Here is a 23,472-nt window from a genome sequence, read left to right on the forward strand (position 1 = left end):
AGCGAGGAGGCCGACGACTGGATGTAGTCGGTATATTCGCGCTGCTTGTCGTTGAGCTGACCGAAGCGGGTATCGGCCAGAAGCTGCGCGAAGCCGATCACCGTCGTCAGCGGCGAGCGCAGCTCGTAGGAAACGTGCTGGATGAAGGTGTCCTTGAGGCGGTCGGCCTCCACAAGGGCCTCGTTGCGCTCGACGAGGGCGCGTTCGACCTTGACCGAGTCGGTGACGTTGACGAACGTCGCCAGTGTCGCCCCGTCCGGCAGGGGCACGGTTGCGAAATCGATCACCGTGCGGTCGGGCCGCTCCAGCCGGCCGGCCACGCGCTCGCGGCTGTCGGCAAGCCCGGTCACCGCCCCGGCGATTTCCGGCCATGCTGCGCCGGCGGGGTCGAGCGGGCCGCAGGCGTGGGTCACCTCCGCCACATGCGGCCGGCCGGCAAGGCGGGTCTCATCCAGCCCCCAGATGGAGGCAAAGGCCGGGTTCCACAGCCGCAGCCGGCCGTCGGAGCCGAACACGGCCACGCCCTCGGCCAGATGGTCGAGCGTTTCGCCCTGCACGCGGATGAGGTTGTTGTAGCGGCTTTCCAGATCGAGCCGCTCGGTCACGTTCTCGTAGACATAGGTCACGCCGCCCTGCGGGTGCGGGTTGGCGATGACGCGCAGCGTCTGCCCGTCCGGCAGGTGCCACCAGTGCTCGCTTGCCTCCACCGCGCGGTAGGCCGACTGCATCTCCGTCTTCCAGGCGCGGAAATTGGCCTGCTCGGGCAGCTTGCGGGCGGCGCGCAGCGCATCCAGCACGGCGCCGTCTTCCGGGTTGCTCTCCAGGAAGGCCGGCTCCAGCCCCCACAGCGCCCGGTAGGCGGCGTTGTAGAAGGTGAGGCGGCGGTCGGCGCCGAAAATGGCCACCGCCGTGGCCAGCCCGTCCAGTGTGCGGGCGTGGAACTCCAGCGTGCGCTTCAGCGCGCCGTGGATGCGCTCCAGTTCCGTCACGTCCACCGCAATGCCGCCGGTGCCGCGGCTGGTGCCCACCTCGACCACATCGAACACCCGCCGCTCGCCGGCGCTGATGGCGGCAAGGCGCTCGCGGGCCTCGCCGCTGGCCGCCTCGCGCCGGGCCTCGCCCAGCCGGTGACGGTCCTTGGTGTCGATGAGTTCGGCCTGCTCCAGAACGGCGGTGTCGGGATCGGCCGCCTCCACCGCGCGGGCGTAGGCGGTGTTGACCCACACCAGCCGGCCGTCGCCGTCGCGCACCCAGATCGGATGCGGCAGGCTTTCCACCAGCGTGCGCAGCGCGGCGGTCTCGCCGGCAAGGCGGGCGTTTTCCTCCGCCAGCACGCCGAGGCGGCGGCGCTCCTCGCCGATGTCGCGGAAGCGGATCAGCACGCCGCCGGCGCCGGCGCGGCCGGAGGCTTCCACCACCGTGCCGCGCAGCGTGCCGAGGGTGAGGCTGAAGCGGGCGCCGCCCTGCTTCAGCGCCTGAATGGCGGCAAACAGCTGGTCGGCGGAGCCGCGGGTCAGCCAGCTTGCAAAATCGGTGAAGGTCGCCGGATCGGCCGGTGCGCCGGCGCCCGGCGGCAGGCGGCCGGCCACCTCCGGCGGGGTTGCTGCGCGGATCAGTACGGTGCGCTGGTCGTCGAGATCGACCATCGCCTCGGCGCGCTGGGTGCGCCGGTTGTTGGCGGCCATCGCGTCTTCCAGTTCGGCGGCGCGTGCCTCCGCACCGGCGCGGGCGCGCAGGAAGGCCACCGCGCAGGCCACCGCAAAGCCAAGCGAGCCGGCAACCGTGGCCGCGGCCAGCACCGGAAGCGGCGCGGCAAAGCCCGCCGCCGCTCCTTCCGCGGCCTGCGCCGCGCCGGCCGAGCCGGCAAGCACGAGCGCCGCCGCGCCGCCGGCAAGAGCCGGGCGCGCGTCAGTACGCTGTCGCTGGTGCGGACCGCTCCGCTTCACGCGCCACTCTCCTTCAGCCGCCGGACTGTTACGGGAACACACGAATCACGCCTTCCGGCACCATAGCCCGGCGGCGCCCCTGCCCGTAAAGAGTCCTCGCCGCGATCCTTGCCGGGAAAAGTTTACGAACCGTTCACCGTGTCCTCATGTCCACACATCGCCGGCCGGCGCCTCTTGTCGCAGGTCCGGTCCGGGTGTTGGCTGGGGCGGTTCCGTTTCCGCGCAGAGGCTCCGCTCCATGCCCGATTTTCCCGCCGCCTATCAGGCCAGCGAAGGTTCGCCGCTTGCCGTCGACCGGGCGTTCTACGGCCGCATCGCCGGCGCCGTCGATGCCCGCACGCTGGCCGGGCGCTTCATCATCCCAATCCGCACCGGGCGGGCGTGGAAGGTGCCGAAGGGCCACGTCTTCCGCATCACCACCGAAGAGGGGCCGCAGGTCGGCGATCTCAACATCTGGAGCGCGGCGAACCCGCGCGAGCGGCTGTGGGCGGCGCGCACCCGTCAGCTGCAGGCCGCCCATGTGACGACGTTCGACCGGCTGTGGTCGAACCTGCCCTATCTGCGCCCGCTGGCGACGATCACCGCCGACACCCTCGCCGGGTACGGCGTCGACGCGTATGGCGGCCGCGTCCACGACCTGCTCGGCACGCGCTGCGACCCTTATGTGAACCGCATGCTGACCGGCGAGGACTTCGACTTCTGCTGCCACTCCAACCTGACGCGCGCGGTGGCGCCCCACGGCCTGACGGAAATGGACGTGCACGATGTGCTGAACGTGTTCCAGTGCACCGGGCTCAATTCGCGCGACCAGTATTTCATGCGCGACTGTCCGGCCAGACCCGGCGACTATCTGGAGTTCTTTGCCGAAACGGACCTGCTGTGCGCCCTTTCCACCTGCCCGGGCGGCGATCTGTCCGTGCCGCTGTGGGGGCCGGAGGCGCGCGATCCGCTGGAGGTGTGCCGCCCGATCGGGGTGGAGATCTACAGCCTCGACGAAAGCCTGCTGGAGGGCTGGCAGGAACCGGGCTTTGCCTTTGAGGCCTATCGCGGTGCCCACGGCATGCGGCCTGAAACGCCGCCGTGGGCCGGCTGAGCGGGGGCTGAAAACAGACCGGGCCGGAGCGCATGCGCCCCGGCCCGGCCGGTCGTTCCGTGCCGGCCGCCCGGAAGAGCGGCACCGGCCGGCAACTGGTCTCAGTACTTGTAGTGATCCGGCTTGTAGGGGCCTTCCCTGGTCACGCCGATATAGGCGGCCTGCGCGTCGGTCAGCTCCGTCAGCGTCACGCCCAGCTTGGCAAGGTGCAGGCGGGCCACCTTCTCGTCGAGGTGCTTGGGCAGCACATAGACCTTGTTCTCGTACTGCTCGCCGCGGGTGAACAGCTCGATCTGCGCCAGCGTCTGGTTGGTGAACGACGCCGACATCACGAAGCTCGGGTGGCCGGTGGCGTTGCCGAGGTTCACGAGGCGGCCTTCCGACAGCAGGATGATGCGCTTGGCATCGGGGAACTCGATGAGGTCCACCTGCGGCTTCACGTTCTTCCACTTGAAGTTCTTCAGGGAGGCGACCTGAATCTCGTTGTCGAAGTGGCCGATGTTGCACACGATCGCCATGTCCTTCATGGCGCGCATGTGGTCGAGGGTGATGATATCGCGGTTGCCGGTGGTGGTGACGAAGATGTCGGCCTCGCCCACCGCCTGCTCGATGGTCTTCACCTCGAAGCCGTCCATGGCGGCCTGCAGGGCGCAGATCGGGTCGATCTCGGTCACGATCACGCGGGCGCCGGAGCCGGCGAGCGACTGGGCCGAACCCTTGCCGACGTCGCCGTAGCCGCACACCAGCGCCACCTTGCCGGCGAGCATCACATCGGTGCCGCGGCGGATGGCATCCACGAGGCTTTCGCGGCAGCCGTACTTGTTGTCGAACTTCGACTTCGTCACCGAGTCGTTGACGTTGATGGCCGGGAACGGCAGTTCGCCCTTCTTCTCCAGCTCATAGAGGCGATGCACGCCCGTGGTGGTTTCTTCCGAAACGCCGCGGATGCTGGCGCGCACCTTCGAATACCAGCCCGGGCTGGCGGCCAGACGGCGCTTGATGGTGGCGTAGAAGATCGCCTCTTCCTCGTTCTTCGGGTTTTCCAGAACGGAGGGATCGGTCTCGGCCTTGGAGCCCACCAGCACCAGCATGGTGGCATCGCCGCCGTCGTCGAGGATCATGTTGGCGGTTTCGCCGTTGCCCCAGTCGAACAGGCGGTCGGTGTAGGACCAGTAGTCCTCCAGCGTCTCGCCCTTGACGGCGAACACCGGAATGCCGCGCGCGGCAATGGCGGCGGCGGCATGGTCCTGCGTGGAGAAGATGTTGCACGAGGCCCAGCGCACTTCGGCGCCCAGCTCCACCAGCGTCTCGATCAGCGCGGCGGTCTGGATGGTCATGTGCAGGGAACCGGCGATGCGGGCCCCCTTCAGCGGCTTCAGCGGGCCGAACTCGGCGCGGGTGGCCATCAGGCCGGGCATCTCGGTCTCGGCGATGTCGAGCTCGGTGCGGCCCCAGTCCGCCAGCGTGATGTCCTTGACGACGTAGTCGGTGAAGGTGGTCATGAATGGCTCCCGGAAAGGGTCAGAACGGGCGCGCGGACAACAGGGCAGAACACCCGCGCGCCATGCGGGCTGAAGCGATCAGCCCCGGTTGCCGACCGTTATAGGGGGCGGCGGCCGCCGGATCAATAAGGACATAAGGATTTCTTTATATGAGGCAGGCCATGCCTCATTTCTCTTCTCTGTCCCGGGCCCCGCCTCTTGTCCGGGGCGCGGCGGAAAATGGCGTTGCGCCGGGCTTGCGCGGTTCCCCGGCTCAGGCGCCGAGCGCGGCGCGCAGGTCCGCCACGAGAGCGACCTCGGCTTCCGCCGTGCGCGGGGCGGCGGGAAAGCGGCCCCAGATCGGGCCGGGCCACGCCCGGTCGTCGCGGAAGCGGGCGACGACATGGATGTGCAGCTGCGACACCACGTTGCCGATGGCGGCGACATTGAGCTTGTCGCAGCCGGTGATCGCCTTCAGGGCGGCGGAGACCTGCGCGATCTCCTCCATCAGCAGCGCGCGTTCCGGCGCCGTCAGGTCGATCAGTTCGGTGGCGCCCGGCCGGCGCGGCACGAGGATCGCCCACGGATAGGCCCCGTCGCGCGACAGGCGCACGGCGCTGAGGGCCAGATCGGCAACCGGCACGCTGTCGGCTTCCAGACGGGGATCGAACGAAAACGGCACGCTCATCGGCCCTGCTCCCTGCGGCACTGGTTCCGCATGCCCCGCATCGCCGGCGCGCCCGGCCATGTGCGGCGCGGCGCGCGGGGGGCGGGCTGCGGTTGTCATCGCCGGCCTTGATAGGCCGGTTACGGGCCGGGCGGAAATGAAAATGGCGCCGGTGCGGCGCCATCGTTCGTCAGCGGGGTGCGGGGGCCGGCGTGCGGCGCCGGTTCCGCGGGCAGGCCGGTGTTTCAGGCCGCCAGATCGCGCATCACGTTGGCGCGGGCATAGAGCGCGTCCGCGGTGATGGAGATGATGTCGTCGTAGGGGTCGGTCCACTGCACCGCGCGGCCATCGGCAGCCACGGCCACCTTGCCGAACGCCGCATCCTTCTCAAGGAAGGAGAACACGCCGCCGCGGGCGATCATGCCCTTCAGGTCCACGATGCCTTCGGAGCCGTCGGACCAGCGGACGTGAAGAATACCATGGCGGACCACTTCCGCCGACGCGATACGAAGAGACTCAGACATGGGCGTCCACCTTTGAGCCGGCGGTTCATTTTCCGCCGCTTGATCATCCGGTAACACCCGAATTCTGGTCGGATTGTGGCCAGAACGACGAATCCTTAGGCAGCAAAGACGGCCGTGCGGATGGCAGCGCTTGCACCAATCCGTTGTGGCGGCTTTGTCACAGAGATTATGCTTAAAGATTAGTCAACTTATCGTCTGAAGCCCGCGCCGCCGCAGAGCCGGGGAGCCGCAACGAAAAGGCCGCCCGCCGCGTTTCCCGCGGCGGACGGCTGGTCACTTCACAACCGCAAAAGCGCTATGGTTCAGAGGTCCAGAACGAGGCGCTGCGGATCCTCGATGGCTTCCTTGACGCGCACGAGGAAGGTCACGGCTTCCTTGCCGTCGATGATGCGGTGATCGTAGGACAGGGCGAGATACATCATCGGGCGGATGACGATCTGGCCGTTGCGCACCACCGGCCGGTCCTCGATGCGGTGCATGCCGAGAATGCCCGACTGCGGCGCGTTGAGGATCGGGGTCGACATCAGCGAACCGTAGACGCCGCCGTTGGAGATGGTGAAGGTGCCGCCCTGCATGTCTTCGATGCCGAGCTTGCCGTCACGGGCGCGCTTGCCGAACTCGCCGATCTTCTTCTCGATGCCGGCAACCGACAGCTGGTCGGCATCGCGCACCACCGGAACCACCAGACCCTTCTCGGTGCCGACGGCGACGCCGACGTGGTAGAAGTTCTTGTAGATCAGGTCGGTGCCGTCGATCTCGGCGTTGACGGCCGGGACGTCCTTCAGGCCCTGAATCACGGCCTTCACGAAGAAGCCCATGAAGCCGATGCGCACGCCGTGCTTCTTCTCGAACAGGTCCTTGTAGGTCTTGCGCAGTTCCATGACCGCGGTCATGTCGACGTCGTTGAACGTCGTCAGCATAGCGGCGTTGGCCTGCGCATCCTTCAGGCGGCGGGCGATGGTCTGGCGCAGCTTGGACATGCGCACCCGCTCTTCGCGGGGGGCATCGGCGGCGGCGCTGGCCGGGCGGGCCGGGGCGGCGGCCGCCGGGGCCGGGGCGGCAGCGATCTGCTCAAGGGCGCCGAGCACGTCGCCCTTGGTCACGCGGCCGTCCTTGCCGGTGCCGGCCACGGTGGCCGGGTTGATGCCGGTCTCGGCGGCAATCTTCTGCACCGAGGGGAACAGCGGCGCATCGGCCCGGGCAGCCGGGGCGGGCGCAGCGGCAGCCGCAGGCGCCGGGGCAGCGGCCGGGGTGGGCGCGGGGGCCGCGGCGGCGGCCTTCGGCGCGGCAGCGGCGCCGGCGGCGTCGAGAATGCCGAGCAGGGCGCCGACGGCAACCGTCTCGCCGTCCTTGGCCACGATCTCGGTCAGCACGCCGGCGGAGGGGGCGGGCACCTCGATGGTGACCTTGTCGGTTTCAAGCTCCACCAGCGGCTCGTCGGCCGCGATGGCATCGCCCGGCTTCTTGAACCACTGGCCGATGGTGGCTTCGGTGACCGATTCACCGAGGGTCGGAACGCGGATTTCCGTCGCCATGATCTTTCAGTCTTTCTGCTTCATCGGGGCCCCGGGGCGCGCAGATGGCCGGCGGGGCTGATGGTCTTGATCGGGAAAGGGCGGGCGGTGCCGCCGCACCCCGGCAGGGCGGGGCGGCGGCACCGTCGGCTCAGTTGAGGGACTCGTCGAGGAAGGACTTGAGCTGGGCGATGTGGGTCGACATCAGGCCCGTGGCGGTGGAGGCCGAAGCCGGCCGGCCGGCATAGCGCGGACGGGCGACCCTGGCGCCGGTCTGTTCCAGCGCCCACTCCAGATAGGGCTGCACGAAGGTCCACGCACCCATGTTGCGCGGCTCTTCCTGGCACCACACCAGCTCGGCATTCGGGAAGCGCTGCAGATAGCCCGCCACCGACTTGGCCGGGAACGGATAAAGCTGCTCGGCGCGCAGGATGAACACATCGTCCACGCCGCGCTTCTCGCGCTCCTCCAGCAGGTCATAATAGACCTTGCCGGTGCACATCACCACGCGGCGGATGCTGGCATCCGGCACGAGCCTGATGGTGGTCAGGCCCGAGCCGTTCTCCGCATCGTCGGTCAGCAGGCGGTGGAAGGTGGAATCCGCCCCCAGAGCCTCCAGCGTCGAAACCGTGCGCTTGTGGCGCAGCAGCGACTTCGGCGTCATCAGGATCAGCGGCTTGCGGAAGTCGCGTTTGATCTGGCGGCGCAGAATGTGGAAGTAGTTGGCGGGCGTCGAGCAGTTCGCCACCTGCATGTTGTCTTCGGCGCAAAGCTGCAGATAGCGCTCCAGACGGGCGGAGGAGTGCTCCGGGCCCTGTCCTTCGTAGCCATGGGGCAGCAGCACGACGAGGCCCGACATGCGCAGCCACTTGCGCTCGCCGGCGGACAGGAACTGGTCGAACACCACCTGCGCGCCGTTGGCGAAGTCACCGAACTGGGCTTCCCACAGTACCAGCGCGTTCGGCTCGGCCAGCGAATAGCCGTACTCGAAGCCGAGCACCGCTTCTTCCGACAGCATCGAGTTGACGACTTCGTAGCGCGACTGGCCCGGCTGGATGTTGTTCAGCGGGATGTAGCGCTCTTCGCTCTCCTGATCGAACACCACCGAGTGGCGCTGTGAGAAGGTGCCGCGCTCCACGTCCTGACCGGTCAGACGCACCGGATAGCCTTCGGTGAGCAGCGAGCCGAAGGCCAGCGCCTCGGCGGTTGCCCAGTCGATGCCGGCGCCGGTCTCGATCGCCTTGCGGCGATTTTCCATGAAGCGGCCGATGGTCTTGTGGATGCGGAAGCCTTCCGGCACCCGCGCGATGGCCTCGCCGATGCGCTTCAGCTCGTCGATGTCGACGCCGGTGCGGCCGCGACGGGGATCGTCGTTGCTCACCGCCGGCTTCATGCCGGTCCAGCGGCCGTCGAGCCAGTCCGCCTTGTTGGGCGAGAAGTGCTGGCCGGCGGCGAACTCTTCCTCCAGCCGGTTCTTGAAGGCGGCCTTGTCGGCCTCCACTTCCGCGGCGGTCATCAGGCCTTCGGCCACCAGCTTGTCGGCATAGATCTGCAGCGTGGTCGGGTGGCTGCGGATCTTCTTGTACATCAGCGGCTGGGTGAACGCCGGCTCGTCGCCTTCGTTATGGCCGAAGCGGCGGTAGCAGAACATGTCGATCACGACAGGCTTGTGGAACGCCTGACGGAACTCGGTGGCGATCTTCGCCACATACACGACCGCTTCCGGATCGTCGCCGTTCACATGGAAGATCGGCGCCTCGATCATCTTGGCCAGATCGGACGGATAGGGCGACGAGCGCGAGTAGCGCGGGTTCGTCGTGAAGCCGATCTGGTTGTTGATGATGAAGTGCAGCGAACCGCCGGTGCGGTGCCCCTTCAGACCGGAAAGGCCGAGGCATTCCGCCACCACGCCCTGACCCGCGAAGGCCGCGTCGCCGTGGATCAGCAGCGGCAGCACCGCGGTGCGCGAATGATCGTCGAGCTGATCCTGCTTGGCGCGGGCCTTGCCCAGCACCACCGGGTCGACGATTTCCAGATGCGAGGGGTTGGCGGTCAGCGACAGGTGCACGTTGTTGTGGTCGAACTCGCGGTCCGACGAAGCACCGAGGTGGTACTTCACGTCGCCCGAGCCTTCCACGTCGTCGGGGGCATAGGAGCCGCCCTTGAACTCGTGGAACACGGCGCGGTGCGGCTTGGCCATCACCTGCGTCAGCACGTTGAGACGGCCGCGGTGGGCCATGCCCAGCACGACTTCCTTCAGGCCGAGCTGGCCGCCGCGCTTGATGATCTGCTCAAGCGCCGGCACGAGAGATTCGCCGCCGTCGAGGCCGAAGCGCTTGGTGCCGGTGAATTTCAGGTCGAGGAAGCGCTCGAAGCCTTCGGCCTCGATGAGCTTGTGCAGGATGGCCTTCTTGCCTTCGTTGGTGAAGGAAACCTGCTTGTCCGGCCCTTCGATGCGGGCCTGAATCCAGGCCTTCTCCGCCGGGTCGGAGATGTGCATGAACTCCACGCCGATGGTGGAGCAATAGGTGCGCTTCAGGATCTCCAGCATCTCGCGCACGGTCGCGAATTCGAGACCGAGCACGTTGTCGATGAAGATCTTGCGATCCATGTCGGCTTCGGTGAAGCCGTAGGAGGCCGGGTGCAGCTCTTCATGGTCGCCGGTGTCGAAGCCGAGCGGGTCGAGGTCGGCGAACAGATGGCCACGGGCGCGGTAGGCGCGGATCATCATGATCGCGCGCACGGAATCGCGCGTGGAGCGCTGGATGTCGGCTTCGGTCACCGCCGGTGCGGCCGGCCCGGCGGCCTTGGCAGCCTTGTCGGCCTTGGCCTTGATCTTGTCGCCGAGGGACTTTTCCAGATAGGCCCAGTTGCCGTCGAGGACAGCGACCAGCTCGCCGTTGGCCACCACCGGCCAGTCGGCGCGCTTCCAGCTTGCCCCTTCGGTCTCCCGCTTCACCACCGCGGGGTCTTCGCCCAGAGAGGCGAAGAACGAGCGCCATTCCGCATCGACAGAAGCGGGATCTTTCTCATAGCGCCCGTAAAGATCCTCAATGTAGCTGACATTGCCGCCATAGAGGAACGAGGTGAGAGAGAACGCCTCGTTGGAATCCTGCCGTGCCATCGGTTTCGACTGGTGCGCGGCACCAGCCTCCCTGCTGGTTGAACTACGGAACAGAAGCCGCGCCGGCCGCTCGCAGGGCCGGCTGTCTTCCGTCCTCCCCTCCGTGATGAGGGGTTATCGGACCTCCGGGGCCGTAGCCGGCCGGCCGGAGCGTGAAACTGAACGTCTGCAGCGGCACCTGGCGAAGCGGCCGGCCCTCGCGCAGATGGCGATCAGCCGTGCCGGGTGCACGTTGTCCATAACATACGACTCGCGCCATGGCGCCCCGTTATTTGGGAACGCCCGGCGCGGGCCGTGGGGCTGAATGCCTCAGTCCGAAAGTCGAACGCCGGCGAACGATCCGCGGACAGGCCGGGCCTGTCCGCGCCCGTCGCCGCGTCAGCCCCTGAGGACTTCCACCAGCGTCTTGCCGAGGCGGGCGGGGGAGGGCGAAACGCGGATGCCCGCCCGCTCCATGGCCTCGATCTTCGATTCCGCACCGCCCGAGCCGCCGGAGATGATGGCGCCGGCATGGCCCATGCGACGGCCCGGAGGGGCCGTGCGGCCGGCGATGAAGCCGACCATCGGCTTCTTGCGGCCGCGCTTCGCCTCGTCGGCGATGAACCGGGCCGCCTGCTCCTCGGCGTCGCCGCCGATCTCGCCGATCATCACGATCGCTTCGGTCTTGTCGTCGGCGAGGAACATCTCCAGCATGTCGATGAACTCGGTGCCCTTCACCGGGTCGCCGCCGATGCCGACGGCGGTGGTCTGGCCGAGCCCTTCCTGCGTGGTCTGGAACACCGCCTCGTAGGTCAGCGTGCCGGAGCGCGAGACGATACCGACCGAACCGGGCTGGAAGATGGAGCCCGGCATGATGCCGATCTTGCACTCGTTGGCGGTCATCACGCCCGGGCAGTTCGGGCCGATGAGGCGCGACCGGGAGCCGGCGAGGGAGCGCTTCACCCGCACCATGTCGAGCACCGGAATGCCCTCGGTGATGCACACGATGAGCGGGATTTCCGCGTCGATCGCCTCGCAGATGGCATCAGCGGCGCCCGGAGGCGGCACATAGATCACGCTGGCATCGGCGCCGGTGGCCTCGCGGGCCTCCTTCACGGTGTCGAACACCGGCAGGTCCAGATGGACGCTGCCGCCCTTGCCGGGCGAGGTGCCGCCGACCATGCGGGTGCCGTAGGCGATGGCCTCGACGGAATGGAAGGTCGCGGTCTTGCCGGTGAAGCCCTGGGTCAGGACGCGGGTGTTCTTGTCGATCAGAATGGACATCAGGCGGCCTTCCCGTTCACGGCGCTCACGATCTTGGCGGCGGCATCGTCGAGGTCATCGGCGGCGATCACGTTGAGACCGGATTCCTCGATGATCTTCTTGCCGAGTTCCACCTTGGTGCCTTCCAGACGCACCACCAGCGGCACCTTGAGGCCGACGTCCTTCACCGCCGCGATCACGCCTTCCGCGATGATGTCGCAGCGCATGATGCCGCCGAAGATGTTGACCAGAATGCCCTTCACGTTCGGGTCGGCGGTGATGATCTTGAAGGCGGCCGTCACCTTCTCCTTCGTGGCGCCGCCGCCGACGTCGAGGAAGTTGGCGGGTTCCGCGCCGTAGAGCTTGATGATGTCCATGGTGGCCATGGCCAGACCGGCGCCGTTCACCATGCAGCCGATGGTGCCGTCGAGGGCCACATAGGACAGATCGAACTTGGAGGCTTCGATCTCCTTGGCGTCCTCCTCGGTCAGGTCGCGCAGGGCGACGATGTCCGGGTGGCGGTAGAGCGCGTTGGAATCGAACGAAATCTTGGCGTCGAGGCACTTGAGCGTCCCCTGATCGGTCACGATCAGCGGGTTGATCTCCAGCATCGACATGTCCTTGGCGACGAAGGCGGCGTAGAGGCGGGCGGCGAGATCGTTCGCCTGCTTGACCAGATCGCCCTTGAGCCCCAGCGCCTTGGCGATGGTGCGGCCGTGGTGGGGCATCAGCCCGGTGGCCGGATCGACCGAGAACGTCACGATCTTCTCGGGCGTGTCGTGGGCCACCTTCTCGATGTCCATGCCGCCTTCGGTGGAAACCACGAAGGCGATGCGGCCGGTGCCGCGGTCCACCAGCATCGAAAGGTAGTACTCCTTCACGATGTTGGAGCCTTCCTCGATGTAGAGGCGGTTGACCTGCTTGCCGGCCGGGCCGGTCTGCACGGTCACCAGCGTGCTGCCCAGCATCTGGGACACGAAGGTCTTCACCTCGTTGACCGAGCGGGCGAGCCGCACGCCGCCCTTTTCGCCGGCGCTGGCTTCCTTGAAGTGGCCCTTGCCGCGCCCGCCGGCGTGGATCTGGGACTTCACCACCCAGAGCGGACCGCCGAGCGAGTTGGCGGCCGCCTCGGCTTCTTCGGCCGAGAACACGGCGACGCCGCGGGAGACCGGGGCGCCGAATTCCTTCAGCAACGCCTTGGCCTGGTACTCGTGAATGTTCATGGAGAATCTCCGTATGACTCTACGGGGCCAGACCCCGGCGCGGTGCGGTCGGAAGACCGACTGTGCCGGTCCGATCACTCCCCCTCCGGCCCGGTTGCAAGGCCCGGGCCACGCATGGCCCGGGCGATGTTTCAAGACCGGAAGGGCGGACCCTTCCGGCCGGCGATCAGGCGAGCGCCGGCTGGATGGTCTTGCAGGCTTCGATCAGGCCGGCGACGGACGCCACCGACTTCTCGAACATGGTCTTCTCGGCCGCATCCAGCTTGATTTCCAGGATGCGCTCGACGCCGCCGGCGCCGATCACGACCGGCACGCCGACATAGGTGTCGGTCAGGCCGTATTCGCCCGAGAGGTGGGCGGCGCAGGGCAGAACGCGCTTCTTGTCCTTCAGGTAGGACTCAGCCATCGCGATCGCCGAGGCGGCCGGGGCGTAGAAGGCCGAACCGGTCTTCAGCAGCGCCACGATCTCGCCGCCGCCCTTGCGGGTGCGCTCGACGATGGCGTCGATCTTCTCCTGCGTGGTCCAGCCGATCTCGATGAGGTCGGGCAGCGGCACGCCGGCAACGGTGGAGTAGCGCACCGAGGGCACCATGTCGTCGCCGTGGCCGCCCAGCACGAAGGCGGTCACGTCCTTGACCGACACGTTGAACTCTTCGGCGAGGAAATAGCGGAAGCGGGCCGAGTCGAGCACGCCGGCCATGCCGACGACCTTGTTGGCCGGCAGGCCGGAGAACTTCTGCAGAGCCCACACCATCGCGTCGAGCGGGTTGGTGATGCAGATCACGAAGGCGTCCGGGGCATGGTCCCTGATGCCCTTGCCGACCTGCTCCATGACCTTCAGGTTGATGCCCAGAAGGTCGTCGCGGCTCATGCCGGGCTTACGCGGCACACCGGCGGTGACGATGATCACGTCCGCGCCTGCGATGGCCTCGTAGGAGTTGGCGCCGGAAAGGCCGGCGTCGAAGCCGTCCACCGGGGACGACTCGGCAAGGTCGAGCGCCTTACCCTGCGGGGTGCCTTCCGAAATATCGAAAAGCACGATGTCGCCGAGTTCCTTCAGGCCGGCCAGATGGGCCAGCGTGCCGCCGATCTGGCCGGAACCGATCAGGGCAATCTTGTTGCGCGCCATTGAGGTGTTTCCCTTTTCGTAAGCTGCAACCCAGAACCTTCGCTCCGGCTGACGTCACTAATCCGTTTGGCGGACCTGTTCAAGCCAACCCGGCGGTTTAATCGCCACCGCCGACGGTCCTATGAACCATCCGCGGGGGGCGAGGTAGCGAACGACCGTCAGCGCCTGTTTCCTGCGGCGCTGGCGGGCGAGTGTCCCGCCTCGTCTTCCGCCTCGCAGGCGGCGACGTAGGCGGCCGAACGCATTTCGATGAGCCGCGAGGCCGTGCGCTGGAACTCGAAGGCTTCCGTCGAATCCCGGCCCCGGAACAGGGCATCGGGTTCGGCGGCCGCCGAGATCAGCAGGCGCACATGGCCGTCGTAGAGCGCATCGATCAGCGTGATGAAACGTTTGGCCTCGTTGCGGGTGTCCGGCGTCAGCACCGGCACGCCGGACAGCACCACCGTGTGGAACCGCCGCGCGATGGCGAGGTAGTCGTGCGGGCCGAGGGCGGCCTCGCAGAGATCGCGGAAATGGAACCGTGCCACGCCGTCCACGGCCTCCGGCACCGGCACGCGGCGGCCGTCGACGCTGATTTCCGACGGCGCCCCGCGGGCGCGGCCGGTGAGGCCGAGGAACAGCCGGTCGAGGGCATGCTCTGCCCGGGCATCCAGCGGGGTGAAGTAGAGCGGCTGGCCGGCGAGCTTCTCAAGCCGGTAATCGCCCTGCGCATCGAGGCGCAGCACGTCGACATGGCGTTTCAGGAGCGCGATGAAGCCGAGGAAGTGGCCGCGGTTGATGCCGTCGCGGTAGAGGTCGCCGGGATCGACGTTGGAGGTGGCGACGAGGATGACGCCGCGGGCGAACAGCTCGGTAAAGAGCCGGCCGAGGATCATGGCATCGGCGATGTCGGTGACGGCGAACTCGTCGAAACACAGCACGCGGGCTTCCGCGGCCAGTTCGGCGGCCACCGGCGGCACCGGGTCGTCGCCCTTCATGCTGCCGTCGGCGATGGCGGCGCGGACGCGGTAGATCCGCTCGTGCACGTCCTGCATGAAGCCGTGGAAGTGGATGCGCCGCTTGGAATGGGTGGGCAGGGCGGCGAAGAACATGTCCATCAGCATGGTCTTGCCGCGGCCGACCTCGCCCCAGACATAGAGCCCGCGGATGATCGGGGTCGCGTGCCCCTTGCCGCGGTCGCGGCCGAACAGCCAGCCGAGGGCGCTCTTCTTGGTGGCGATCGATTCTTCGCTGAGGCGTTCGATCAGGTCATCAAGCCGCTCTGCAATGGCAATCTGGGCGTCGTCGCGGGCAATCTCGCCTGCCGCCACCAGGGCCAGGTAGCGGTCCTTGACGCCGGGCTTCTGGGTGAGCCGCTCGGTCACGGAAATATCTGCCTTCAAGATCGGCGCCCGTGCGGGACGCCGGATGCGGAAACAAGGGTGCGGAGAAATCGGGCCTGAACGGGTTCGGAAGCGATTTCCTGTTGCGAAGCAGCAAAACGGCAACACCGCTTTAGACGATTTCCCGCGGTTGCGGAACCGCCCGCGGGCGTGCGCGCCGGCCTGTCGCATCAGACTTTTGTCGGATCCGTTCCTTTTTCTCAAGATTCCGGCGGCCGGACCCGCCGCGGCATGATGAGCGGGCCGAGCTGAACGATGACGAGGCCGAGGAACAGCAGGGCGCAGCCCGTCCAGCCGGCGGGCGACAGCCGCTCGCCGATGAGGACGGCGGCAAAGAGAGCGGCGAACAGCGCCTCCGACATCAGGATCACCGCGGCATCGGCCGGCGGCGTGCGCTGCTGGCCGATGGCCTGCAACAGGTAGGCGACACCGCCCGACAGGGCGCCGGCATAGAGCAGCTCCGGCAGCACGGCCATGACATCGCCGGCCGAGAGCGGTTCGCCCAGCCCAGCCAGAACGCCGGTGGCGGCCCCGAACAGCGACTGGCCGAGAGCGGCGGCCACCGGCCGGCCGGTGCGCCGCACGAAGCGGTCCATGAGGATGATCTGCACGGCAAAGCCGAAGGCCGAGGCAATGGTCAGCAGGTCGCCGGTCGTCAGCCCGTCCAGCCCGCCGCCGAGGAACCATGTGCCGGCGATGGCGCAGGCGGCGGCCGGCAGCACGAGAAAATGCGGCCGCCGGCGCAGCACCACGATCTCGATCAGCGGAACGAACAGCACATAGAGCCCGGTCAGGAAGCCGACATGGGTCACGCTGGTGGTGACGATGGCCACCTGCTGCAGCAGCGAGGCGATGCCGAACGACAGGCCGAGCGGCAGCAACGCCAGATAGTCGCGCCGGGCGAGCGGGCGGGCGGCGCGGCGCGCCTCGATCACGCCCATCGGGGCGACGACGAGCAGGGCCGGCAGAAAGCGCAGCCCGGTGAACCAGCCGGGGCCGAGATGCGCCATGGCATTGGACTGGGCCACGAAGGCCCCGCCCCAGATGGCGGCGGCGAGCAGCAGCAGGGCATTGGCGGACAGGCGCGACATGAACGAGACCGGAAAGGGAGGAGACCGTAACGGTTGCTGCGGCGGCAGGGCGGGCGAGCCATAGCACTGCGGCGCCCTGCGGCGAACCCCCCGTGGCGCCGCGCCTGCGGCGCCCCACCCCTGCGACGAACCTCCTGCGGCGCCGCGCCTGCGGCGCCCCCCTCCCCTTTGGCGCCACGCCTGCGGCGCCCTGTGGCGAATCCCGGCGGCGAACCGGTTCCGGCGCGCCGCTTTCCCGGTTGCGATTGCCGCACCCGGTGCATCGCGACCTGCGGCTGCTTGTGCGCGGGCGCGGGCCGGTGCCAGATTCGGGCTGTCCGGGGAAATTCGGGCTGTCCGGGAACCGTCGCGCCGGCCGGGGCGGGCGGGGTGCCGTGAGGCCTGCAGGGCGATGCACGCGGGGGCGCGCGGGCCGGCCCGGACGGGGCTGCATCCGGTCAGGGGAGTTCGGGGCTTTGCGAAGCGAAATGTCTCCGGTCCGGCGCGGGCGGGCGGCCGGGTTCGGGCGCGGCCTGCTGGCGGCGCTGCTGTTGCCGGCGCTGCTGTTGCCGGCTGCGCGGGCGCGGGCCGACGATGCCGAGGCCCGGCGCAACATCGAGATCTTCAGCTGGCTCGATGCCGATCACGACGGTCGCATCACCCTTGCCGGGGCGCGGGCGATGCGCACGAAGGCGTTCGACGAGATCGACCAGAATCACGACGGCTATATCGACCGGGCCGAGATCGCGGCCACTGTGGCGGCCTGGGCGGCGGCAGACCCGGCCGCCTGGCCGCCGGAGCGCCGGCAGCACTGGATTCAGGGCCAGACCGACGCCCTGCAGGGGCCGCGGGTGTCGCGCTCGCGCTATGTCTCTTCCTTTCTGGAGTGGTGGTTCGTGCGCGCCGACCGCAACGGCGACGGCGTCGTGACGCTGGAGGAAATGCAGGCGATGCCGCCGCCGCGCTCGCCGGCCGCCGACCGCGCCAATCACGGCCGTGTGCCGCCGGGCGAGTTCAACTGAGGCCGCCGCCGGCCGCCCCGGGCCGGGTCCGCCCTGTGGGCCGGGGGTGTTTTCCCGCCCGGCGGGCCTTGCCAAGCGCCCGGCTCTCGACGATATAGGGGGCGGGAGGTTGGTGGTGGACGGGTCCCTCGCCAACCGGGTCAGGACCGGAAGGTAGCAGCCCCAACGAGTTCGGCACGGGTCATTGTCCAGCCTCCCACCTTGAGCTTCAGGGCTGAGTTTTCAGGATCGTCTCGTCGTTCATGCGGGGTTCCGTTGCCTGACGGTGCGGTCTCCACGGTGCGGGAGGATACCGGGCGATGAACGCAGGCGACGCGCACCGTCCCGGAGAAGACCTGCCCGGAAAAGGCTTGCCCGGAAAAGGCCTGCCCGGCGATGGCCTGCCGCCCGGCGAAAATTCCGCCGGCGATCTTTCCCCCCGCGATTCTTCTGCCGGCGATCTTTCCGCCAGCGAAACCGACACGCAGACGGCGCGCCTGTTCGGCGACGCGGCTGCGGCCAATCCGGTGCCGGCGCCGCGCGCCACGCCCTATCGCGTTCTGGCCCGCAAATACCGTCCGCGGTCGTTTGAGGATCTCATCGGTCAGGAACCGATGGTGCGCACCCTGTCGAATGCCTTCGATTCGGGCCGCATTCCGCAGGCCTGGATGCTGACCGGCGTGCGCGGGGTGGGCAAGACCACCACCGCCCGCATTCTCGCCCGTGCCCTCAACTACGAGGTGCCCGGCGAGGTCGACCGGCCGACCATCCACATGCCGGTGCCCGGCACCCATTGCGAAGACATCATGGAAGGCCGCGATGTCGACGTCATCGAGATGGACGCCGCCTCGCACACTTCCATCAACGATATCCGCGAGATCACCGAGGCCTCGCGCTACAAGCCCAATGCGGCGCGCTACAAGGTCTACATCGTCGACGAAGTGCACATGCTCTCCACGGCGGCGTTCAACGGCCTGCTGAAGACGCTGGAAGAGCCGCCCGAGCATGTGAAATTCGTGTTCGCGACCACCGAAATCCGCAAGGTGCCGGTCACGGTGCTGTCGCGCTGCCAGCGCTTCGACCTGCGCCGCGTCGATGCGGAGGTGCTGATCCGCCATCTTGCCGGCATCGCCGAGAAAGAGGGCGTGAGTGTCGACGGCGAGGCGCTGGCGCTCATCGCGCGCGCCGCCGAAGGCTCGGTGCGCGACAGCCTGTCCCTGCTCGATCAGGCCATTGCCCATGGCGCCGGGCAGGTGACGGCCGATGAAGTGCGCGCCATGCTGGGGCTGGCCGACCGCGCCCGCGTCATCGATCTGTTCGGCCACCTGATGCGCGGCGATGCCGCCGCGGCGCTGAAGGAACTCGGCGCACAATACGATATCGGCGCCGATCCGGCGGTGGTGCTGTCGGATCTGGCGTCGTTCGTCCATCTCGTCACGCGGCTGAAGATCGTGCCGGAGGCCGCCGCCGACGGCGCCCTGACGGAGGCGGAGCGCAGCCGCGGGCAGGACTTTGCCCGGAAGCTGACGGTGGCCGTGCTGTCGCGCGCCTGGCAACTGCTGCTGAAGGGGATCGGCGAGGTTCAGGGCTCGCCGCGGCCGCTGGCGGCGGCCGAAATGGTGCTGATCCGTCTTGCCTATGTCACCGACCTGCCGACGCCGGATGAGGCGCTGCGGCAGATGCTGGCATCGGGCGGCACGGCCGGCGGCGCCGGCGTGCCCGGCGGCGGGCCTTCCGGCTCCGGGGCGCGGGCCGTGCGGGCAGCGGGCGGCGGGGGGCTGGCCGATGCGGTTTCCGCCGGGCCGGCCGGCGGTGCGCCGGGCGAGGGCCCTGCGCGGCCGGCGCTGCGCCTTGCCGCGCCGTCCGGCAGCGCCGTGCCTGCGCCCGCGCCGCGCTCTGCGCCCGTTGCTGAGCCGGCCCCGGCCGTGACCTTCGGCTCCGTGGCCGACATCGCGGCGCTGGCGGCCGAGAAACGCGACATCCGGCTGAAATTCGCGCTCGAACGGCAGGTTCGGCCGGTGCGGCTGGAGGCCGGGCGGCTGGAATTCGAGCCGACGGCGGATGCGCCGCCCGACCTTGCCAACGAACTGGCGCGCAAGCTGACGGACTGGACCGGCCAGCGTTTCGTGGTGACGGTGACCCGCGAGGGCGGCGGCCGCACGCTCCACGAGGAGCGCACCGAGGCCACGGAGCGCTTCCGCAGCGATGCCGAGCACGATCCGCTCGTGGCGGCGGTGCAGGTGCGTTTTCCGGGGGCGAAGATCGTGAATGTGCGCATCAACGCCGGCGAGGAAGCCGCCGCCGGCCTGCCGCCGGCCCCGCCGGAGGCCGACGACGACGGCTTCGGTGCCGACGACGCGGGCCTTGAGACCGACGAGCGCGCCTTCGACGACGATTTCGATTTCGACCGGCTGTGAGGCATCGCCGCGGCCGGTCGCCGCGCCGGGGTTGCAGGATGGCCCGCGGGAGAGGATATCTCCGCCATGTGCCGCCGCCATGTGCTGCCCATGTGCCGCCGGCCGGCGGTGCGGCGCGCAGGCACGCCGGCGCAGAAGACAGGAACGGGAAGGATAGGGTCCGATGGACTTTCTCAAGATGATGACGAAGGCGAAGCAGCTTCAGGAGCGCATGGGCACGCTTCAGGAAGAAGTGGCGGCCATCGAGGTTGAAGGCTCGGCCGGCGCCGGCCTCGTGACCGTGACGCTGACCGGCAAGGGCGTCCTGAAGGCGATCTCCGTCGATCCCTCGCTGCTGAAGCCGGAAGAGAAAGAGATTCTGGAAGACCTGATCCTCGCCGCCCATGCGGAAGCGAAGGCCAAGTCGGAAAATCTGCTGGCCGAACGCACGCAGGCGCTGATGGGCGAGATCGGCCTGCCGCCCGGCATCAAGCTGCCGTTCTGAGCCGCTTTCGGAAAGACGATTGCCAATGCCGCCGCGTGCCGTTGCCGGTCCTGAGATCGAACGCCTGATCCAGCTTCTGGGCAAGCTGCCGGGTCTCGGGCCGCGTTCGGCCCGCCGCGCCGCGCTGGCGCTGGTGAAGCGGCGCGAGAGCCTGATGGAGCCGCTTTCCGCCGCGCTTACCCGCGCGGTGGAAACGGTGCGCGTGTGCTCCGAATGCGGCAATGTCGACAGCCGCGATCCGTGCACCATCTGCACCGATGCCACGCGCGATGCCTCCCTCATCATCGTGGTGGAGGATGTGTCGGACCTGTGGGCGCTGGAGCGGGCGGGCGCGGTCAGCGCGCGCTATCATGTGCTGGGCGGCACGCTTTCGGCGCTGGACGGCATCGGGCCTTCCGACCTCAACATCGAAAGCCTCATCCGCCGCGCGTCCGATCCGGCGGTGAAGGAGGTCATCATTGCCGTCAACGCCACCGTCGACGGCCAGACCACCGCCCATTACCTGACAGAGCAGCTTGCCGCCTGCCATGTTGCCGTCTCGCGCCTTGCCCACGGCGTGCCGGTGGGCGGCGAACTCGATTATCTCGACGAAGGCACGCTCACCGCGGCGATCCGCCAGCGCCGGCCGTTCTGAGCGCCTCCGGCTCCGGGCCGCCGGTGGCCCAGTCGATGAGTTCGGCGGTGTGGACCACCGGCGTGCCGGTGCCCGCGCCGATCTGCACCATGCAGCCGATGTTGCCGGCGGCGATGATATCGGCCTTCGTGCGGGCGATGTTCTTCACCTTGCGGTCCCGCAGCTGGCCCGAAAGATCCGGTTGCAGGATGTTGTAGGTGCCGGCCGAGCCGCAGCAGATGTGGCCTTCCGGCACGTCTTTCACGGTGAAGCCGGCCTTCCTCAGCAGCGCTTTCGGCAGGTCCGTCACCTTCTGCCCGTGCTGCAGCGAGCAGGCGGAGTGATAGGCCACGACCGGGTTCTGCGCCCGCGGGGCCAGTTTCAGCTCCAGGGTGGCGAGATATTCGCTGATGTCCCGCGCCAGTGCCGAGACGGCCGCCGCCTTTTCCGCATAGGCCGGATCGGTGCGCAGCATGAAGCCGTAATCCCTGATCGTGGTGCCGCAGCCGGACGCGGTGATGAGGATGGCATCGAGCGGGCCGGCCTGCATGGCCGCCCACCACGCATCGACATTGGCGCGGGCCAGCGCGAGGCCTTCCGCCTCCCGGCCCATGTGGTGAACGAGCGCACCGCAGCAGCCCTCGCCCGGCGCCGGCACGACTTCCACCCCGTGGCGGGCCAGCACGCGGCGCGCGGCGGCATTGATGCCGGGCGCCAGCACCGGCTGGGCGCAGCCTTCCAGAAGAGCGACACGGGCAACGGGGGCGATGCCGGCAACGGGAGCCCCGTGCGGCCGGGCCGTCTCAGCGGCCGCAGCCGGCCGCGGCCGGGCGGAGAGCGCCAGCATGGCGGCCAGCGGCGCGCCGACCTGCGGCAGGCGGGCGATGAGCGGGGCGAATGGCCGCGCCAGCCGCGCCGCGCCGAGTGCAAGACGGAAGCGCGCCGGATAGGGCAGCGTCTGTGCCAGCAGCGTGCGCAGCAGCCGCTGCGGCCACGGCCGCTTCCACGTTGCCTCGATATGGGCGCGGGCATGGTCGACGAGGTGCATGTAATGCACGCCGGAGGGACAGGTCGTCATGCACGACAGGCAGGAAAGGCAGCGGTCGACATGCTTCACCACGTCCGCGCTGGCCGGGCGGCCCGATTCCAGCATGTCCTTGATCATGTAGATGCGGCCGCGCGGCGAATCGAGTTCGTCGCCGAGCAGCAGGTAGGTGGGACAGGTGGCGGTGCAGAAACCGCAGTGGACGCAGGCGCGCAGGATTTTCTCCGATGCCGCCATGTGCGGATCGGCAAGCCGGGCGGGGCTGAAACTGGTCTGCATGGGAACGGCCTCGCCGCTTACGCCTCGGGATACATCCGCCCGGGGTTGAGCACCCCGGCGGGATCGAAACACGCCTTCAGACCGGCGGTGATCTGCATCAGCGCCGGGTCCGGGGGACGGAACACCGGCACACGCGCGCGGATCGCCTCGCTGGCCCTGACCAGCGTGGCGTGTCCGCCGGCGGCCGCGGCTGCGCCGTGGATGGCGCCTGCCCCGACATCGGCACCCTCCGGCACCGCAAGCCAGACGAGGCTGCCGCCCCAGTCCATGAACCACACCGGCGACAGCGGCACGAGCGCGCGCAGCGCCGCGACGGCTTTGGCCGCCGGCAGCGAGAGCCGCCACACCGCATCCCCGCCGTGGGCGCCGCCGGCCGCAAACGGCCGGCAGTCGCGGATGGCGCACCACAGCGCCGCCGTCTCCGGTCCTTCGGCGATGTCGGGGGTGCCGCGGGCGGCAAACAGCCGGGTGAGTTCCGCGGCGCGGTGATCGAGCGAGAAGCCGAAGCCCTCGATGCGCAGGCAGGTCTTTGCCCGTCCGCCGGCGACCGGACCCGGCAGGTGGGCGGCGGCATCCACGGCATAGGGCGAGCCGAGGGCCGCTGTCATCAGGGCAAGGGCGGCGTCCTCGCCGAGGCCGTGCCAGACGAGGGTGCGGCTGGCTTCCGCCCGCGGCAGCACCTTGAAGGTCACCTCGGTCAGAAAGCCGAGGGTGCCGAGGGCCCCGGCAGAGAGCTTGACGAGATCGAGCCCGGTGACGTTCTTCATCACCCGCCCGCCGGATTTGATGGCCTCGCCGCGGCCGTTGACGAAGCGCACGCCGATGAGGTGATCGCGCGCGGCCCCGGCCGAGACGCGCCGCGGGCCGGAGACGTTGGCCGCCGCCACGGCGCCGATGGTGGGTTCGCCCGCCGTGCCGAACAGCAGGCGATGGTCCATCGGCTCGAACGGCAGCATCAGCCCGTGGCCCGCAAGGGTTTCCTCCACGAGGCGCAGCGGCGTGCCGGCGCGCGCGCCGATGACGAGTTCGGCCGGCTCCATCAGCGTCAGCCCGGTGAGGGCGGCGGAGGACAGCACCGCCCCGGCGGCAACCGGCCGGCCGGGACCGGGGCGGGTGCCGCCGCCCTGCAGGCGCAGGCGCCGGCCGCTGCGCGCGGCATCGGCAATGAGGCGGCCGGCTTCGGCCTCATCCGCCGGCTGTTCGGTCGGGATCATGGTCTGTCTCTCCGGCGGAGGGGA

The 23,472-nt window shown here is 68.9% G+C and carries 18 protein-coding genes and 1 other RNA gene; 6 read left to right on the forward strand and 13 right to left on the reverse strand.

The features are described from left to right. A partial coding sequence (locus tag V7067_RS04160) for a PAS-domain containing protein (RefSeq protein ID WP_334174619.1) occupies positions 1-1,946 on the reverse strand: 1,946 nt, incomplete at its 3' end. Between the two features lie 238 nt (positions 1,947-2,184). On the opposite strand from V7067_RS04160, the gene V7067_RS04165 reads away from it, so the two are divergent. Continuing rightward, positions 2,185-3,039, forward strand: coding sequence for a DUF1989 domain-containing protein (locus V7067_RS04165; protein ID WP_334174620.1), 855 nt, complete (start codon positions 2,185-2,187; stop codon positions 3,037-3,039). Positions 3,040-3,140: 101 nt separating this feature from the next. Here the strand turns inward: V7067_RS04165 and ahcY are convergent, their stop codons facing one another. The 10 genes from ahcY to V7067_RS04215 all read right to left on the reverse strand — a co-directional run bounded on the left by ahcY (position 3,141) and on the right by V7067_RS04215 (position 16,416). Beyond that, positions 3,141-4,541: an adenosylhomocysteinase gene (gene ahcY, locus V7067_RS04170; RefSeq protein WP_334174621.1), complete on the reverse strand. Its 1,401-nt coding sequence runs from the start codon at positions 4,539-4,541 to the stop codon at positions 3,141-3,143. A 253-nt stretch (positions 4,542-4,794) separates the two neighbouring features. Beyond that, entirely contained in the window at positions 4,795-5,208 is a 414-nt protein-coding gene (locus V7067_RS04175) for an HIT family protein (RefSeq protein WP_334174622.1), read from the reverse strand. A 224-nt stretch (positions 5,209-5,432) separates the two neighbouring features. Next, positions 5,433-5,711 (reverse strand): hypothetical protein, encoded by a 279-nt coding sequence (locus V7067_RS04180; protein ID WP_334174623.1) that lies wholly within the window; start codon positions 5,709-5,711, stop codon positions 5,433-5,435. A gap of 302 nt (positions 5,712-6,013) precedes the next feature. Further along, entirely contained in the window at positions 6,014-7,246 is a 1,233-nt protein-coding gene (odhB, locus tag V7067_RS04185) for a 2-oxoglutarate dehydrogenase complex dihydrolipoyllysine-residue succinyltransferase (RefSeq protein ID WP_334174624.1), read from the reverse strand. Between the two features lie 130 nt (positions 7,247-7,376). Further along, positions 7,377-10,349: a 2-oxoglutarate dehydrogenase E1 component gene (locus V7067_RS04190; protein ID WP_334174625.1), complete on the reverse strand. Its 2,973-nt coding sequence runs from the start codon at positions 10,347-10,349 to the stop codon at positions 7,377-7,379. A 378-nt stretch (positions 10,350-10,727) separates the two neighbouring features. Beyond that, on the reverse strand, positions 10,728-11,612 hold the full coding sequence (gene sucD / locus V7067_RS04195) for a succinate--CoA ligase subunit alpha (protein WP_334174626.1): 885 nt from the start codon (positions 11,610-11,612) through the stop codon (positions 10,728-10,730). Further along, positions 11,612-12,814 (reverse strand): ADP-forming succinate--CoA ligase subunit beta, encoded by a 1,203-nt coding sequence (gene sucC, locus V7067_RS04200; RefSeq protein ID WP_334174627.1) that lies wholly within the window; start codon positions 12,812-12,814, stop codon positions 11,612-11,614. The genes sucD and sucC overlap by 1 nt, the downstream gene beginning before the upstream one ends. Positions 12,815-12,980: 166 nt before the next feature. Further along, positions 12,981-13,943, reverse strand: coding sequence for a malate dehydrogenase (gene mdh / locus V7067_RS04205; RefSeq protein ID WP_334174628.1), 963 nt, complete (start codon positions 13,941-13,943; stop codon positions 12,981-12,983). A 158-nt stretch (positions 13,944-14,101) separates the two neighbouring features. After that, positions 14,102-15,307 carry a cell division protein ZapE gene (gene zapE, locus V7067_RS04210; RefSeq protein ID WP_334174629.1) on the reverse strand — a complete coding sequence of 402 codons (1,206 nt, stop codon included), beginning with the start codon at positions 15,305-15,307 and terminating at the stop codon, positions 14,102-14,104. A gap of 218 nt (positions 15,308-15,525) precedes the next feature. Beyond that, positions 15,526-16,416: a DMT family transporter gene (locus V7067_RS04215; protein WP_334174630.1), complete on the reverse strand. Its 891-nt coding sequence runs from the start codon at positions 16,414-16,416 to the stop codon at positions 15,526-15,528. 467 nt (positions 16,417-16,883) lie between these two features. On the opposite strand from V7067_RS04215, the gene V7067_RS04220 reads away from it, so the two are divergent. From V7067_RS04220 to recR, 5 genes are all read left to right on the forward strand, one after another. After that, positions 16,884-17,417 carry an EF-hand domain-containing protein gene (locus V7067_RS04220; protein ID WP_334174631.1) on the forward strand — a complete coding sequence of 178 codons (534 nt, stop codon included), beginning with the start codon at positions 16,884-16,886 and terminating at the stop codon, positions 17,415-17,417. Positions 17,418-17,520: 103 nt separating this feature from the next. After that, positions 17,521-17,618, forward strand: an RNA gene (gene ffs, locus V7067_RS04225) — signal recognition particle sRNA small type. A gap of 149 nt (positions 17,619-17,767) precedes the next feature. After that, positions 17,768-19,813 carry a DNA polymerase III subunit gamma/tau gene (locus V7067_RS04230; protein WP_334174632.1) on the forward strand — a complete coding sequence of 682 codons (2,046 nt, stop codon included), beginning with the start codon at positions 17,768-17,770 and terminating at the stop codon, positions 19,811-19,813. 163 nt (positions 19,814-19,976) lie between these two features. Continuing rightward, the gene (locus V7067_RS04235) at positions 19,977-20,297 is read left to right on the forward strand and encodes a YbaB/EbfC family nucleoid-associated protein (RefSeq protein WP_334174633.1); all 321 of its coding nucleotides are present in this window, start codon (positions 19,977-19,979) and stop codon (positions 20,295-20,297) included. 25 nt (positions 20,298-20,322) lie between these two features. Then, positions 20,323-20,931: a recombination mediator RecR gene (gene recR / locus V7067_RS04240; protein ID WP_334174634.1), complete on the forward strand. Its 609-nt coding sequence runs from the start codon at positions 20,323-20,325 to the stop codon at positions 20,929-20,931. On the opposite strand, the gene glcF is transcribed toward recR, so the two are convergent. After that, the gene (glcF, locus tag V7067_RS04245; protein ID WP_334174635.1) at positions 20,897-22,234 is read right to left on the reverse strand and encodes a glycolate oxidase subunit GlcF; all 1,338 of its coding nucleotides are present in this window, start codon (positions 22,232-22,234) and stop codon (positions 20,897-20,899) included. The genes recR and glcF overlap by 35 nt on opposite strands. Positions 22,235-22,251: 17 nt before the next feature. Continuing rightward, entirely contained in the window at positions 22,252-23,445 is a 1,194-nt protein-coding gene (locus V7067_RS04250; protein WP_334174642.1) for an FAD-binding protein, read from the reverse strand. Positions 23,446-23,472 lie beyond the last annotated feature (27 nt).

Origin of the sequence: Pseudoxanthobacter sp., from assembly GCF_036822375.1 — a bacterium.
In the GTDB taxonomy this organism is placed as follows: Bacteria; Pseudomonadota; Alphaproteobacteria; order Rhizobiales; family Segnochrobactraceae; genus Pseudoxanthobacter.

Bases quoted from the DNA above. Each gene is read 5' to 3' on its own strand.
- sucC (WP_334174627.1), bottom strand. From the start codon at position 12,814: ATGAACATTCACGAGTACCAGGCCAAGGCGTTGCTGAAGGAATTCGGC.
- V7067_RS04190 (WP_334174625.1), bottom strand. From the start codon at position 10,349: ATGGCACGGCAGGATTCCAACGAGGCGTTCTCTCTCACCTCGTTCCTC.
- V7067_RS04215 (WP_334174630.1), bottom strand. From the start codon at position 16,416: ATGTCGCGCCTGTCCGCCAATGCCCTGCTGCTGCTCGCCGCCGCCATC.
- V7067_RS04180 (WP_334174623.1), bottom strand. From the start codon at position 5,711: ATGTCTGAGTCTCTTCGTATCGCGTCGGCGGAAGTGGTCCGCCATGGT.
- mdh (WP_334174628.1), bottom strand. From the start codon at position 13,943: ATGGCGCGCAACAAGATTGCCCTGATCGGTTCCGGCCAGATCGGCGGC.
- glcF (WP_334174635.1), bottom strand. From the start codon at position 22,234: ATGCAGACCAGTTTCAGCCCCGCCCGGCTTGCCGATCCGCACATGGCG.
- sucD (WP_334174626.1), bottom strand. From the start codon at position 11,612: ATGTCCATTCTGATCGACAAGAACACCCGCGTCCTGACCCAGGGCTTC.
- V7067_RS04235 (WP_334174633.1), top strand. From the start codon at position 19,977: ATGGACTTTCTCAAGATGATGACGAAGGCGAAGCAGCTTCAGGAGCGC.
- ahcY (WP_334174621.1), bottom strand. From the start codon at position 4,541: ATGACCACCTTCACCGACTACGTCGTCAAGGACATCACGCTGGCGGAC.
- V7067_RS04220 (WP_334174631.1), top strand. From the start codon at position 16,884: ATGTCTCCGGTCCGGCGCGGGCGGGCGGCCGGGTTCGGGCGCGGCCTG.
- V7067_RS04165 (WP_334174620.1), top strand. From the start codon at position 2,185: ATGCCCGATTTTCCCGCCGCCTATCAGGCCAGCGAAGGTTCGCCGCTT.
- V7067_RS04175 (WP_334174622.1), bottom strand. From the start codon at position 5,208: ATGAGCGTGCCGTTTTCGTTCGATCCCCGTCTGGAAGCCGACAGCGTG.
- odhB (WP_334174624.1), bottom strand. From the start codon at position 7,246: ATGGCGACGGAAATCCGCGTTCCGACCCTCGGTGAATCGGTCACCGAA.
- recR (WP_334174634.1), top strand. From the start codon at position 20,323: ATGCCGCCGCGTGCCGTTGCCGGTCCTGAGATCGAACGCCTGATCCAG.